The organism is Veillonella sp. CHU732 (assembly GCF_003992085.1).
GTDB lineage: Bacteria > Bacillota > Negativicutes > Veillonellales > Veillonellaceae > F0422.
Window position 1 is genome coordinate 27,226 of record NZ_RQVC01000007.1, and the last position, 15,145, is coordinate 42,370.

9 protein-coding genes are annotated in these 15,145 nt (G+C 43.2%); 7 read left to right on the forward strand and 2 right to left on the reverse strand.

The window, feature by feature from the left end:
• Nucleotides 1–72: 72 nt before the first annotated feature.
• The 4 genes from EO121_RS04330 (at nt 73) to addA (ending at nt 8,500) form a co-directional block, all read left to right on the forward strand.
• The gene (locus EO121_RS04330) at nt 73–573 is read left to right on the forward strand and encodes a QueT transporter family protein (RefSeq protein ID WP_127166298.1); all 501 of its coding nucleotides are present in this window, start codon (nt 73–75) and stop codon (nt 571–573) included.
• Nucleotides 566–1,063: a preQ(1) synthase gene (queF, locus tag EO121_RS04335; RefSeq protein ID WP_127166300.1), complete on the forward strand. Its 498-nt coding sequence runs from the start codon at nt 566–568 to the stop codon at nt 1,061–1,063. The genes EO121_RS04330 and queF overlap by 8 nt, the downstream gene beginning before the upstream one ends.
• A 116-nt stretch (nt 1,064–1,179) precedes the next feature.
• Nucleotides 1,180–4,569 carry a PD-(D/E)XK nuclease family protein gene (locus tag EO121_RS04340; protein WP_127166302.1) on the forward strand — a complete coding sequence of 1,130 codons (3,390 nt, stop codon included), beginning with the start codon at nt 1,180–1,182 and terminating at the stop codon, nt 4,567–4,569.
• Nucleotides 4,556–8,500, forward strand: a complete 3,945-nt coding sequence (addA, locus tag EO121_RS04345) for a helicase-exonuclease AddAB subunit AddA (protein WP_127166304.1) — start codon at nt 4,556–4,558, stop codon at nt 8,498–8,500. The genes EO121_RS04340 and addA overlap by 14 nt, the downstream gene beginning before the upstream one ends.
• 299 nt (nt 8,501–8,799) lie before the next feature.
• On the opposite strand, the gene EO121_RS04350 is transcribed toward addA, so the two are convergent.
• Nucleotides 8,800–10,224, reverse strand: coding sequence for a sodium:alanine symporter family protein (locus EO121_RS04350; protein WP_127166306.1), 1,425 nt, complete (start codon nt 10,222–10,224; stop codon nt 8,800–8,802).
• A gap of 268 nt (nt 10,225–10,492) precedes the next feature.
• Between EO121_RS04350 and potE the strand changes: the two genes are divergently transcribed.
• The 3 genes from potE to EO121_RS04365 all read left to right on the forward strand — a co-directional run bounded on the left by potE (nt 10,493) and on the right by EO121_RS04365 (nt 14,111).
• The gene (gene potE / locus EO121_RS04355; protein WP_127166308.1) at nt 10,493–11,854 is read left to right on the forward strand and encodes a putrescine-ornithine antiporter; all 1,362 of its coding nucleotides are present in this window, start codon (nt 10,493–10,495) and stop codon (nt 11,852–11,854) included.
• Nucleotides 11,855–12,179: 325 nt separating this feature from the next.
• Entirely contained in the window at nt 12,180–12,398 is a 219-nt protein-coding gene (locus EO121_RS04360) for an ESPR domain-containing protein (RefSeq protein ID WP_127166310.1), read from the forward strand.
• A 54-nt stretch (nt 12,399–12,452) separates the two neighbouring features.
• Complete coding sequence (locus EO121_RS04365) at nt 12,453–14,111, forward strand: YadA-like family protein (RefSeq protein ID WP_127166312.1); 1,659 nt, start codon at nt 12,453–12,455, stop codon at nt 14,109–14,111.
• 541 nt (nt 14,112–14,652) lie between these two features.
• Here the strand turns inward: EO121_RS04365 and mscL are convergent.
• Nucleotides 14,653–15,093, reverse strand: a complete 441-nt coding sequence (gene mscL, locus EO121_RS04370; protein ID WP_127166314.1) for a large conductance mechanosensitive channel protein MscL — start codon at nt 15,091–15,093, stop codon at nt 14,653–14,655.
• Nucleotides 15,094–15,145 lie beyond the last annotated feature (52 nt).

Below are 15,145 nucleotides of genomic sequence, written 5' to 3' on the forward strand. Positions count from 1 at the left end.
ACCTATGTCGTAGTAGGTATTAGATAGACAGTTCGAGATCCTCCTGTCTGTAAACAAAACTAAGGAGTTATAATGAAACAATTTAACAACACACAACGATTGACGATTTCTGCCGTTTCCATCGCTATGTATTTGGCGCTTATGATCGGTACGCAAGGCTTTGCCTTTGGTCAGTATCAAGTGCGTATTGCTACAGCTCTCTATGGATTGTCAGCTATCTTTCCATTCACAATTCCAGCTTTTACTATTGCGAACTTTGTAAGTAATACAGTGATGGGCGGTTTTGGTTTAGTGGATTCTATCGGTGGAGCTATCGTAGGTTTATTGACAACGGGTCTAATCGTCCTTGCGAAGCGCCAAGGCTTAGGCAATTGGGTATTGATTCCTATCATTACCTTTGTACCAGGATTGATTGTACCAATTTGGTTGACCTATTTCTTGCCAGTTCCATACTGGGTATTAGTAAGCTCCCTCGTAGTAGGTCAGTTCGTGTGTGGTGTGGTGAGCTACTTCTTGATCAATGCGTTGGAGAAAGTAGTCTATAAAAATAAGGAGGTTTTAGTTCGTGAGTAGTGGTCGTAATGCAGTAGAATTACAAGGTGTTCATGCTTTAGGTAGCCATACGGACTATCCTACAGATTATGCACCACAGGTGCTAGAAGCATTTCCTAATAAACATCCAGGAAATGACTATTTTGTGAAATTCAATTGTCCAGAGTTTACCAGCCTTTGTCCCATGACGGGGCAACCGGACTTTGCAACGATTTATATTTCCTATGTGCCAGATGAAAAGCTAGTGGAAAGTAAATCTTTAAAATTATATTTATTTAGCTTCCGCAACCATGGAGACTTTCACGAAGATTGTATCAATATCATCATGAAAGATTTAGTGGCATTGATGGAGCCTAAATATATTGAAGTGTGGGGCGAATTTACACCACGTGGGGGCTTGTCCATTGATCCGTATGCCAACTATGGCAAACCGGGTACTGATTGGGAAGCCACAGCGAAGGAACGCTTGCACTTTCACGATATGCAACCAAAACGGGTAGCGTACCGTTAATTACATATATACTATTGCCAGGTCAATCGGTTGAGGGACCTGGCAATTTTACTAAGTGCCCTAGACATGATAGGATAGAGATAGATACAACGTGTTGAGAGGAAAAGGAGTTGGACATGCAACCACAGTTATATATTGGCGGAGCGGGTACGGGAAAGACCACGGCTTGTTTCGCAGAGATAGAGCGAATTTTACAAGACCATCCAGACCACCAGATTATCGTCCTTGTGCCAGACCCTGCGACGTATATGATGGAACGGAAGCTCGTAGAGTATCGTCAGGAAAAAGGGTTCACCACGGTGCGTGTGGTGGGCATGACACGCTTAGCCTACCAAGTGTATCAATCCTTGGGCAAGGTGAAAGAAGGAGGCCTGTCGGAGATTGGCAAGAAATTAGTCCTTCGAGTGCTCTTAAAGCAATCCGCAGGGGAATTGGACTTGTTTAAACAGGCAGCGAAACAACCTCATTTTGGAGATGTCATACAAGGTCTCTTGACGGAGTGTAAAGCCTTTGGTGTAACGCCAGAGGACTTGTCGGGGGCGGTACAACAGGTAGACTCTATGGTGTTGGGCAGAAAATTACAAGAATTATCCTTGTTATTAGAACGCTACGATACAGCGCTGGAAGAGTTAGGCGTCCAAGATTCTATGGAAACATTGATCGAAATCTTACCACAGTCGCCACTGATGGAACGGTGTCATGTCTTTGTGGATGGATTTCATTGGTTTACGCCACTACAATATCGATTGATTCAACGGTTGTTTTCCCTTAGTGAATCCTGTCATATGACGATCAGCTTGCCATCCTTGGAGGAAGAGGTACATAGTCGCAAGGGATCTATGTATTTCCGTGTTTGGGAGACATACCGAGATATGATGACTTGGTATCCAGAGGCGGTGGTGCATGACATGAATACCGTCTATCGGGGGACACCGGTATTACAACAATTGAATACACAATTTTTCAGAACGCCTATGAAAGCAAACACCACTGAAGATTCGTTGACCATGGTTAGTGCCTACAATCGAGAGCGGGAGGCCGATGCAGTATGTCGTAAGATATTGGCATATAGTCAAGAAGAGGGGCATCGCTGGAAAGACTGTACTATCATCTTGCGGGACATGGAGTCCTATGGTGATGTATTGGAAAAGGCCTGCATGAACTATGGAATCCCCTTCTTCTCAGACCAACGGAAGATGATGACTAGTCATCCTTTGGCGGAGTTCTTGCAAGGTATCTTCCATGTGTATCGAACTTTCTTTGACCATGATGCGGTATTCCGCTTACTGAAAACGGATTTTGCTCCTTTCACACGGGAAGAAGTAGACCGATTAGAAAACTATTGTTTAGAATACGGTATTCAAGGGCCAGCGTGGTTACGAGAGGCCTGGACCTATGGCGGCGAGGACGATGAAGAGCGACGAGCTGTGATGCAGGCTTTACATAGGCGAGTCCTAGAATATTTACGTCCAATCTATGATTTCTGTAAACTGTCACATACGGGACAGGAGTGGAGTGAGTTCCTGTTCCAAACCATGCAAGATTGGCGTATTCCAGAGCAATTGAAACATTGGTATGACGAAGCAGAAAATCGTGGGGATGTACAAGAAAGTGCTAGCCATGTACAGTTATATAAACATGCCATTCAATTGTTAGAGGAGTGTGCGTCTGTGACGGGCACAGAGGAGTTGAACGCAGAGGAGATGGGTCTCATCATCGAGGAAGGACTCAGTGAAGTGACCTACTCCTTGGTACCACCATCGTTGGATCATGTGACGATTACCACCATCGATCGCAGCTATATGACAGATGCGAAGGAAGTCTATGTGCTAGGCCTCAATGAGGGCGTATTTCCTCGTAAAATGGGGGACGAAGGCATTCTGCGTGACCAAGAGCGGACGGCGTTGGCTAAGGTAGGTGTGCAACTAGCGGCGGGTGCCTTAGGGCAAATGTTCAATGAAAATTTCTTGTTCTATTTAGCCTGCACTCGTGCCAGCCAAGGACTGCACCTGTCCTATGTCACATCTGATGAAGAAGGATCTAAAATGGAACCATCTTTAGTGGTGCGCCGTTTACAGCAATATGGGTATGTGAACACCATCGAAGAAGCGCCACTATCTATGCCAGAGGGACGAGAACAGGACTATCTATGGCGAGCATCCCAAAGCTTAGGGCTTTTTTCTAGTCGCATGAGTGCTCTTATGAAAGGAGAACCTATCTCCTCTACATGGTGGAGTCTTTATAATTGGGGATTGGAATCGGGCTATCGAGGTGAAGTATTCTTTGCCACACGAGGTATGTTTGATTCCAATACAGTGCCACGCATTGAGCAGTCCATTGTGCGAGGGCTATTGCTACGCAGCGATGCCTTAACGGGTTCCGTCACACGATTAGAACGATACCATCGTTGCCCATACAGTTTTTATGCTCAATATGCGTTGCGCTTAGCCCCACGGAAAGTGAAATCCTTTGGAGCCCCTGAAATCGGAACCTTCCTTCACGAGACATTGCGCTATTTAGGGGAATATTTATTACAACAAGGTCGACAATGGCGTGATGTAACAGAGGAAGAACAAGAATCCTTATGTCGTGAAGCAGCAGATGCGGTGATGGGGACAGAGGCGCGAGATGCGTACGAATCGCAATTGTATACTCGATTAACATCCACCTTATCGGCTACGGTAGCACGTCTCGTAGATTGGTCTAAGAAAAGCGAGTTTTCCACTACCGAAGTAGAGCAAAGCTTTGGCATGGGCGAATCTGGTTGGTACCCAGTACGCATTCCCTTGGGCAAGAACTATGGTGAAAGTATCGTACTGCGTGGTCAAATTGACCGTGTCGATGAATATCGTGGTCCTCTTGGCCATTATGCGGCGGTCATCGACTATAAATCAGGGGGCACAACGGTGCGAGCTGATGAAATTTACTATGGTTTGAAATTACAGTTAATGACCTATTTATTGGCATTGGAGAAGAATACACAGGATAGAATTGGCACGGCAGCTGCTCTCTACACCTATGTGCGGAATCCGCAAGTGAAATTGTCTGAAGTCGTGAATCACAGACGGGCGGAGGAAGAAAAATCGGAAGGCCAACAATTGAAAAACAGTGGATACTTTGTAGATGGTGATGTGTTACAATTCTTAGATGTGACAAGGGCTTACCAAAGTAATTCCCCTTATGTACCGATTGTTCTGAAAAAGGATGGCACTCCGGATAGCCGAACGTCTAAGAGTTTAAAGACAATGGAACAATTTGGACTTATGAAAGAATATACAAAGCAAATTATTTCCAACAGTGGTACACAGATGATGGATGGAGAATTTCCTATCAGTCCGTACCAAAAGGATAAACGACGGCCTTGTGAATATTGTGAGTTCCAAGCTCTATGTCGCTTTGATGGAACACGCAATAGATATCGCCATATTAAGACCATGACCGAAGAGGAAGCATTGGAGAAGATGGAAGCATTACAAACAGGAGGGGCTACCTATGAAATGGACTGATGCGCAACAGAGCGCCATTGATGCACCTAGACCAGGGCAGTTACCATCCCAAACTATTTTGGTGTCCGCCGCGGCGGGATCTGGTAAAACGGCAGTCCTCGTAGAGCGTATGATACAGCGCTTGAAACGGCGGGAGTTAAGTATTCAAGAACTGATGGTGGTGACGTTCACAAAGGCGGCAGCAGCGGAGATGAAAGCCCGTATTGGTGTAAAACTAGCGGAAGAGTTTCAAGCCACAGGAGATGCTTATTTAGAAGAACAATTGAATATGTTGCCGTCCGCCCATATTTCTACTTTGCACTCCTTTTGCCAATGGGTCATCCGTAGTTATTTTTATAAACTAGATATAGATCCGTCTTTCACCATCGGCAATGAAGGGGAATTGGCTCTTATGCGCTACGATGTGCTAGATGCCATTTTGCTAGAAGCCTACGAACAAGGTTTGTATAATATTTACGATGTGAGCGATATGTTTAGCACGGAACGATCAGACCAGATCTTGCGGGACACGGTGTTTCAAATTTACAACTTCGCCTTGGCTCAAAGTCAGCCTATGCGCTGGCTAGATGCCGTATGTGATACGTATGAAAGTGCTTTACACCAGACCTTGAGAGAAACTACTTGGGGCACATTATTTTGGAAAGAACAACAACGGCAAATTGAGTATCTGTTAGAGCGCTATGAAGAGGCACAGCGCTTGGCGACCTTAGGTAATGGGTTCGACAAATGGATGGAAAAGGTCAGCGAACTGCAAACGCTATTACAAGCCATGCAAAAGGCGGACACTTGGGATGCTATGCATGTCGGTGTAGTTGGCATTGGGGGATTTAGTTTCCCTGTACTCCGTGCCACTAAGGCTATGAATGAAAGTGACCCAGCTATTTTGAGCGAAATCAAAGCCATTTTGGCTGAAGGAAAAGAAATACTGCAAGCCATGCCGAAAGGTGTTTTTGCTATTACCGAAGCAGATTGGCGAGAGCAAATGGAGTACTTAGTACCGTTGGTACGAGGTATCATCCAGCTGGTGAAACGATTCCATGAGGACTTTCAACAGGCAAAACAAGAAGTGGGCATGATCGATTTCTCTGACTTGGAACATCTATGCTTAGCCTTATTAGTAGACCTAGAATCTACAGAGGAACTTAAGCCATCTGAGGTGGCGCTGGAGTTACAGGACACATTCAAAGAAGTGATGGTCGATGAATACCAAGACACGAATGGCGTCCAAGAGGCTATCGTGAATTTAGTATCTCGTGGGGACAATCGATTCTATGTAGGCGATGTAAAACAGTCGATTTATGGTTTCCGTATGGCAGACCCTCAGCTATTTATGGAAAAGTACCACCGGTTTGATCACGATGTGAACGGTGTGGAACGACGCATCGATTTGTCACAAAACTTCCGATCCCATGAAGCGATTCTAAATGTGACGAACTTTATTTTCTCTCAAATCATGACCGATGAAGGGGCAGGCCTTACCTATGGTGAGGCAGAGGCTCTCCATACAGGTCGCATCGTAGAAGAGGCACCACCAGAATGGGTAGGTGGAGACGTAGAAGTGCACGTTCTCTGCTGTGATGAGGACAAAGCCCAAACAGAATTGGATGACGGAGAAGACTTAGAGAACGATGAAAAAGAAATGCTCTTTGTAATCCGTAAAATCCAAGAGTTGAAGAACAATGGAGCCATGGTACAAGATAAAGACGGCACCTTCCGGCTCATGGAATGGCGGGACATTGTGCTTTTGAAACGGTCTATCTCTGGATCGGCAAGTCGTATGATCGACCTACTACGGCGAGAGGGCATCCCTGCCTATGCAGAGGAAAAGTCGGGCTATTTCAGTGCTATGGAAGTGCAGTTTGTACTGTCCTTGTTGCAAATTATCGATAATCCAGAGCAGGACTTGCCCATGGCCATCGTTTTGCAATCGCCTTTGATCGGGATGGATGCGAACGATTTAGGGCGCCTTCGCCTATCCGTAGGGGAGGACAGCTTGTGGAGTGGATTGCGCTCATTTGTAGAAACATCCCAGAATGCAGGCTGGATTCGCTTTGTGGACTCTATGGACACCTGGCGGACCATGTCTCGCCGTCAAGGTATTACGGACTTAATTTGGCACATCTACGATACATTGCATGTGGTAGAATACGTGAGCGCCATGCCAAATGGTTTGGTGCGCCGTGGCAATGTGCTAGCCTTGTATGAGCGAGCGAAACAATATGAAAGTGGCAATTACCGTGGTTTATTCCGGTTCTTGCGCTTTATTGAAAGCTTGCAGGCATCCGGAGAAGATTTGAGCGTTGCCAAAACAGTGAGTGAAGCGGACAATGTGGTGCGCATTATGACCATCCACAAAAGTAAAGGCTTAGAGTTCCCTGTAGTGTTCCTCATGGGGACCCAAAAAGGGTTTAACAAAATGGATTTGAACCGGTCTTTGCTATTGCACAAGGAGTATGGTGTAGGTTTAAAAGGATACTTCCCGGACTTGCGTGTCATGTACAATTCCTTGCCATGGATATTTGTGCGCCAAGCCTTGGAGGAAAATTTGAAAGCTGAAGAGGAGCGTATCCTTTATGTTGCATTAACGAGACCTAAAGATAAGCTGTATATCACGGGCTATATGAAGGGATCCATCAATGGCTCTACGGATCGACCAGCGACGAAGAAAATGGGAGAATGGGTGGCGCCTGTCTTACAGTGGGGTGAAAGTGCTTTCACGAAAGAGCAAATTCTAGGATGTAATTCCTATTTAGATTGGATTTTGCGAAGTTTAGCTCGCCACGTAGGAGGAGGCACTCAGTTGCGCCAATTTGCGGAGGTAGAAAGCCCGCAATTCCCAGATATACCGTACAAAGATTGTCCTGTATCCTTCCACGTTCATGATGGGAATGACTACAGTGTTTCACAGGAAACACCGTCCGTGGATGTAGATATGTTAGAACAAGTACGTGCCCAATTACCGGTGGAAGCGCCACCATTGGATCCGATCGTGGTGGATCGCTTGACCTCTGTCTATCCTTATGAAAGTTCTACAGAACGAGCGGGGAAAATTTCTGTATCTGAAATTAAACGGCGCTTTGTGGAGTTGGAAGAACTGGCGAAGCAGATGATTGAGCCGGACTATCGAACAGAGCAACATAACAGCAATATAGAAGGAGAATCTGGGACACCAGATAGGTCTGAACTGCTCGTAGTAGACTCTAGTAAGGACTTACATAGTTCCGTAGAAGGTATGTTAATAGGCGATAGTATGCTCGATAGTATACCGGATGCATGTACTGACGATACTGAGCCAACTGGCGAGCAGGGCATGGAAAACGGTGCTGAGAAAGGCAAAGAAAAGGGTGCAGAGGATATATCAGAAGAAGCTCCTGTAGACCTAGGACCCTTCGACGTAGCCTTGTCTTCCATGAATGAGTCCACGCCGATTCGCAGTGGTGCTCGTTGGGGTACCCTCATGCATGAAGTGATGCAGTGGTTGCCGTTGGAAAACTACACACGACTATCTTTGCGGAAAGTCTTAGATAACTTGGCGTTACAAGGATACTTGACCGATGAAGAACGGAAAGCAATCAGTGAAAAACGGATTTATGATTTCTTTCAATCTGATCTAGGACAACGATTGCTAACAGCACAGCGAGTGGAACGAGAGTTGCCATTTAGTATGCTATTTCCGGCGAACCGTGTGTACCCAGAGATGCTAGACGGGGAAGATTTGTTCCTACAAGGTATCATCGATACAGCATTCCTAGAAGACAGCGCTTGGGTCCTAGTGGATTATAAGACCGACCGTCTAGACGAAGAGGCTTTGGTAGAGCGCTATCGCATTCAGCTCATGTTGTATAAAGAAGCTTTGGAACGATTAACACCATACCCTGTGAAAGAGGTATACATCTATTCCTTCCGATTGGAGCGGGCTATATCGGTATAAAGTGCGATTGCAACATTAGTAATAATAATCTCATAGATATGTTAGGTATATTATTCTACATGCGTTGTAATGCTACTAACAAATGTGATTGAATACAGGCATGTAAACTAATATAATCAAAATACAAAACAGAACAAAAAAGAGGAACGTTGTGCACACTGTGCCAATGTTCCTCTTCTTATTCTAAATTATGCGGATTATGTAATGTATGGGGGCACAGTGCCCCCCCAATATAAGGGGAGAGCATATTATATACTAGGGTACGAAAAAGGGCCCCGAAGGACCCTTTCAGTATACTATTATTCGTTTTCGTGACCTTTATGCCACCAAGTGATACCTTTTTGAGTTGGTAAAATAGCACGGTCGAAGATAGGATCTTCAATACCTTTAGATTTTTGGCTTACATAGTCTTTCAGAGCAATGGTTACCAATTTACCTAAGCGTAAGATAGAGGTAATATTGCAAAGCACTAGGAATGCCATGAACAAGTCTGCTAAGTTCCATACAAGGTTCAATTCAGCGATACAGCCAACATAGACCATGATGATAACTAATGCACGGAATACATTAATAGCAACTTTATTGTTTTTCGTCATATGCGCAATATTCACTTCGCCGTAGAAATAGTTGCCGATAATGGAACTGTAAGCAAACATGAATACAAATAAGGCGATAACCGCAGGTGCCCAAGCACCTAATTGGTGACCAATACTGTGTTGCACAAGGGCGATACCAGTTAAATCAGTGTGTACGTATTCGCCAGATACAAGAACGATGAAGGCGGACGCAGTACATACAAACATAGTATCCACGAATACCCCAAGGGACATGATTAAACCTTGTTTTACTGGGTGATTTACATCAGCAGAAGCGGACGCATTTGGTACAGAACCTTCACCAGCTTCGTTAGAGAACAAGCCACGTTTAATACCTTGCATTACCGCAGCACCGATGAAACCGCCCGTAGCAGAATCAATGGTGAAAGCTTGTGTAAAGATAGCGGAAATCACATCTGGTAATACAGAAATATTAGAGATGACAATGTATAAGGCGATTAAGAAATATAAACCAGCCATAAAAGGCACTAAAAATTCAGCTGTTTGAGCGATACGTTTGGCACCACCGAAGATAACCAGTGCAGATAAAGCTGCTACGATAAGACCTGTTGTGGACGCATCGATATTCCAAGGTTGTACGGCGATAGCGATGGTGTTTGCTTGTACAGAGTTATAGATTAGACCGTAGGTAACGCTGATTAAGATGGCAAATAAAACAGATAAGAATGGGCTGTTCAAGCCATGGCGAATATAATAGGATGGACCGCCACGGAAAGAGCCATCAGGTAAACGCTCTTTGTAGATTTGGCCTAATGTGTTTTCGATGAAGCTAGTAGCCGCACCAAGAAGAGCGATGAACCACATCCAGAACACAGCGCCCGGACCACCTAAAGCGATAGCAATAGCGATACCCGCAATATTACCAACACCTACGTGAGAGGCAACACTGATACAGAAGGCTTGGAATGGAGAAATATGATGGTCACCTTTACTTTTTTCTCCTGCCCCAGATTTTAAAATACGGAACATTTCTGGTAGTTGTCGTAATTGCACGAATCGTGTGGTTGCCGTAAACCAAACTCCGGCAATAATAAGGAGTGCGATGATGATATTATTCCAGAGGAATCCGTTCACATCGCCCAAGAGTTGAATGATTTGTTCTTGCATAAGGACATCCTTTCTTTCTATGGACATAGCATATTTTCTATAGTATATCATAGGAAGATAGGGAAATGATAGAAAGTTATAACAATCCTAAAAAAATTGTAAAAAAACATCTATCCACGAGGGGTAAAAGGTGTTACAATGAATCGATAAATAAATGAAGATGCGTCACTACATCCGAACCCATTCCGTACGGACTAGTGGCGCTAGCGGTTTTTGACGACACGGATACTTGAAATGCTCAAGTGATGTATGGAAAGGGGCTTGATACATGAAAACCACCGCTAAAAAAATGTCTGTATTCCAACTGACATCCATCGTGGCAGCCAATATGTTGGGTGCTGGAATTATTATGCTACCGTCTCAATTAGCACAGGTAGGCACCATTTCTATCCTATCTTGGATAATCACTGTACTAGGGTCCTTGACCTTAGCCTATATTTTCGCCCAATGTGGTTTATTTACAAAGAAAGCAGGCGGCTTAGGTGGCTATGTAGAATATGCCTTCGGTAGAACAGGCCATTTTATGGCGAACTACTCCTATGCAGTGTCCTTGGTGATTGCCAATGTAGCCATCGCCATATCCATTGTAGGGTATGGGGCTGTGTTGTTTGACGTACACCTTTCACCATTAGAAGTGAGTTTAGCAACTATCGCGTTGCTCATGGTGGCGGCTTTAATCAATGTGCGTGGTAATAAGAGTACAGGGCGCATTAGTAACATTACCATTTGGGGAACGATGTTGCCAGTCTTATTTATTGGTGTGTTTGGTTGGTTTTGGTTCGATCCAGAGATGTTTGTGTCTGTTTGGAACCCACAAGAACTGCCCGTGTTTGATGCGGTCAGTCAGTCTATTTCCCTTACATTGTGGGGCTTTTTAGGCTTTGAGTCGGCGGCCGCTAATGCAGATGCTGTTGAAAATCCTAAAAAGAATGTACCGATAGCGACATTTTTTGGCACGTTGGCAGTAGCCGTGGTGTATATTGTATCGACGAATATTATGGCGGGCATCATTCCTAACATCGAGCTAGTGAATTCCACCGCTCCTTTCGGGTTAGTGTTTGCTTACATGTTTAATGGCACAGCAGGCAAAATCGTGATGGCTCTCATGGCAGTATCCTGCTTTGGGGCAATCATGGGATGGCAATTCACCTTGAGCCGTGTGTTTAAAAGTTGTGCAGAAGCGGGATTCTTTCCCAAGGTATTTGCTCGTGTGAATCGTGTAGATTCTCCAGTGCGCGGTATTATCATTCTCTTGGCATTGCAAGGTATCTTAGCGTTGATGACTACCGATGAAAGTTTGAATGAACAATTTGCGCAGCTCGTTAACTTAGCAGTAGTGACAAATGTATTCCCTTACATTCTTTGCTGCGTGGCAGTGAATAAGATGTTATCCATTGAGGGCGCTACTATGGGATTGCGCCGTCTCATCTATGTGATGAGTGCCGTAGCTATCACCTATGATAGCTATGCTATCTATGCCTGTGGTGAAGTCCCTATCCAAGGTGGCTTGGCGGTAATCATCTTTGGCTATGCAGCGTACCAAGCGGCATTCCATTGGAGAGCACGCCTCGTGAAAGCCGTGGGGAAACATCCGGCGTATAAAAAAATAAAATCAGAGTATACATTATGAAAATATGAACATATTTTACGAAATTTCATGAAATATTCATAAACATAGTGTATGATACTCATATAGCAAGTAAAAATACTGTATCAGATGTAGGTTTGGTGCAGTATTTCTTTTTTCTTTCATAATGGTCTTGTGAGTAGGGCCGAAAAAAATTTGCACTTAAATCCTACTTTCACCGTCTTTATTATGAAAGGATATATAGCAAATGATATTGAGTAAGAAATCATTAGAGTATTGTAAATGTATAGTGGGCATATACATGGTAGTGTCACGTATGTAATGGGAAGATACACATACGTATTGAGTGATAGAAAGGTGAATAGAAATGAATCAAATGTATCGAGTTGTATGGAACAAAACAAAAAATATGTATGTAGTGGTGTCTGAGTTGGCAAGTACTGTCAACGGCAAAGCAATGAAAGCGGGTGTACTAGGCGCTGTTTTAGCTGTTACGGCTTTTGCAGGACCTGTACATGCTGCATTGAATGAAGCGGGTACTGGTGGAGATTCAAATGTTGCTTTTGGAGAAGCCTCCTCAGCATAAGGAGCTAATAGCGTAGCTATCGGTAATAACGCTAGTACCGAAGGGGCTAATACGGTGGCACAAGGCGTAGGGGCTCTAGCAAAAGAAGCGAATAGTGTTGCTATTGGTGCGAATGCTAGTACTACAGGTGAAAATGCAGTAGCTATTGGTACAGGTAGTAAATCTGGTAGTGCTGGTAATAGTGGGCAGTCTACCGTAGCCATTGGTGGCAGTGCGCAAGCTACAAGCAATCGTGCAGTTGCTATTGGTGATAGTGCCAAATCTTCTTGGTATGGTATTGCTATTGGTGCTCGTGTAGAAGCAAATCCTACAAGTGTCGCCATTGGTGGTGGTTACAATGCAGCAGAAGCAGCTAGAACAACGATGCCACATTCTGTCGCATTGGGTACTTATGCAAAAACAACAAAGGCAGTGGATACAGCAGAAGCTACAGTGACAGCAAATAGTACATCCTTAAAATTCACTGGCTTTGCAGGTGATGGAAAAGCGAATGGAGAAGGATTCGTTGTCTCTATTGGTACAGCTGGTAAAGAAAAGCAAGTCCAGAATGTAGCAGCAGGTCAAATTACGGCTACATCTACAGATGCAGTGAATGGTAGCCAATTATACTCTGTAGCAGGCACGATGAGCACTATCGCAGGTTCTGTAAAAACCATCTTAGGTGGCAATGCAGCCGTAGCAGACACAGGAGCCATTACAATGACAAATATCGGTGGTACAGGTAAAGATACTGTGGAAGAAGCTATCAAAGTAGCGAAAACAGAAGTAGTAGCTGGGAAAAATGTAACTGTAACTCCATCTACTGGTGCAAATGGTCAATCCATATATACAGTGGCAGTAAAAGACGATATTACGTTGAATAGTGTTACAACCGGTACTACAAAAATGGATGCTACTGGTCTTAGTGTTGGAGATAAAAACTATGTATCTGCTACTGGATTGAATGCAAATAATCAAGCGATTAAAAACGTAGGTGATGGTTCTGTAGCGGCAGGCTCTAAAGACGCTGTGAATGGCGGGCAATTACATAGTGAGCTTGAGAAAAAGGCTGATAAATCTGAGCTAAATACAGTGAAACAAGATGTGAACACTGTTAAAGAGACTGTAAACACTATCAAAAATGATGTATCCACAACTAAAGAGACTGTTGGAAAAAATACAACTGATATTTCTAATATTAAGAAAGATGTTTCTAAGGTGAAACAAGATGTGAATACAGTGAAAAATGATGTATCTACTATGAAAGACAGCATTGAAGATACAATTAACGAAAAAATAAAAGAGATCAATGCTAATACATCTAATATCAGTCAAAATATGAACGCCTTAGAAAACCGTGTAAACTCTCGTATGGATAAAGCGGTAGCTGGTTCTGCAGCATTGGCGGCATTACATCCATTGGATTTTGATGAAAATGATAAATGGAATGTAGCTGCTGGCTATGGTAATTACCGCAGTGGCAGTGCGTTGGCATTAGGTGCATTCTACCGTCCTAATGAAGATACTATGTTTAGCATTGGTGGTGCCATGGGTAATGGTCAAAATATGATCAATGTAGGTGTGAGCCTTAAACTAGGTCAACATAATGGCGTATCTAAGTCTAGAAAAGCTATGACGCAAGAGATTGATGACTTAAAAGCTCAATTGCAAGCACAAGATCAAAAAATTGCTATGTTGATGAATGCTATGGCAAATATGCAACAAGGTAAATAATACATACACTCTTGTATATGATGTTAGAGGTAGAGGCATATAATGCTATCTAGATATCAAATACATTGAAACTATAATAGTATAATTAAAAAAAGAGGAAAGTTGATGTTGTAATCAGCTTTCCTCTATTGTAGTTAGGGCTATTTTGTTGTAGATTTTTATAGTTAGAATGGGTGATAAGGTGTTCCTACTCGAGGTAGAATCAAGATGATAATTGTTTTATATATTACCTAGATTCTATGTGTGTATAGCACTGGTAGCAACCGTTTTAATGAGGCAGAGAACCCTTTATATTAAGGGATTTATCGGCATTTGCGAAATGAATATTTTAATACTTGATTTTAAATATCTAGTTATGCTATATTTGAAAAGCAATATACATAATAAAAGTATATGCTAGGTTTGTTGTGATCATGCATTATGCATTTCACATAATACTAATTATAGGTAAAGGACTGATACTCGTATCAGTCCTTTCCTATTAGCATAATATAAAGTTAAAATTCAAAAAGATAGAGGCTGGTATTTGTTACATCTATCATTATTTGATAGCCAACTCGGCTGTGCAGTGTGGACAACGTGTAGCATCATCAGCAATCGCTTCACGGCAATAGTCACATTTACGAACTTCCACCGGTGCTTCTGCAGGTGTAAATCGTTTGATTTGGCTGATGACAGTGAAAATACAAAGAGCAATGATAAGGAACTCAAACACTGTATTCAAGAAAAGACCATAGGCTATCATAGGGATACCAGCTGCTTTTGCTTCTGCAAAGGTAGTAGGAGTAGCACCCGAAGTTAAAGGGATAAATAAATTTGAAAAGTCCACTCCACCTAATAATAAACCGATAGGAGGCATAACTACATCGTTTACCAAAGAGGTAACAATTTTACCAAAAGCCGCACCAATGATAACGCCGACTGCTAAATCTACTACATTTCCGCGCATAGCAAAGTCTTTAAAATCTTTAAAAAAGCTCATACTAATCTCCGTTTCAAAACTTACAAAATAAAAAACGTAACCTAAATTATAA

Excerpts from the sequence above, each read along its gene's own strand:
- EO121_RS04350 (WP_127166306.1), bottom strand. The coding sequence starts at position 10,224 with ATGCAAGAACAAATCATTCAACTCTTGGGCGATGTGAACGGATTCCTC.
- EO121_RS04360 (WP_127166310.1), top strand. The coding sequence starts at position 12,180 with ATGAATCAAATGTATCGAGTTGTATGGAACAAAACAAAAAATATGTAT.
- potE (WP_127166308.1), top strand. The coding sequence starts at position 10,493 with ATGAAAACCACCGCTAAAAAAATGTCTGTATTCCAACTGACATCCATC.
- mscL (WP_127166314.1), bottom strand. The coding sequence starts at position 15,093 with ATGAGCTTTTTTAAAGATTTTAAAGACTTTGCTATGCGCGGAAATGTA.
- EO121_RS04340 (WP_127166302.1), top strand. The coding sequence starts at position 1,180 with ATGCAACCACAGTTATATATTGGCGGAGCGGGTACGGGAAAGACCACG.
- EO121_RS04330 (WP_127166298.1), top strand. The coding sequence starts at position 73 with ATGAAACAATTTAACAACACACAACGATTGACGATTTCTGCCGTTTCC.
- addA (WP_127166304.1), top strand. The coding sequence starts at position 4,556 with ATGAAATGGACTGATGCGCAACAGAGCGCCATTGATGCACCTAGACCA.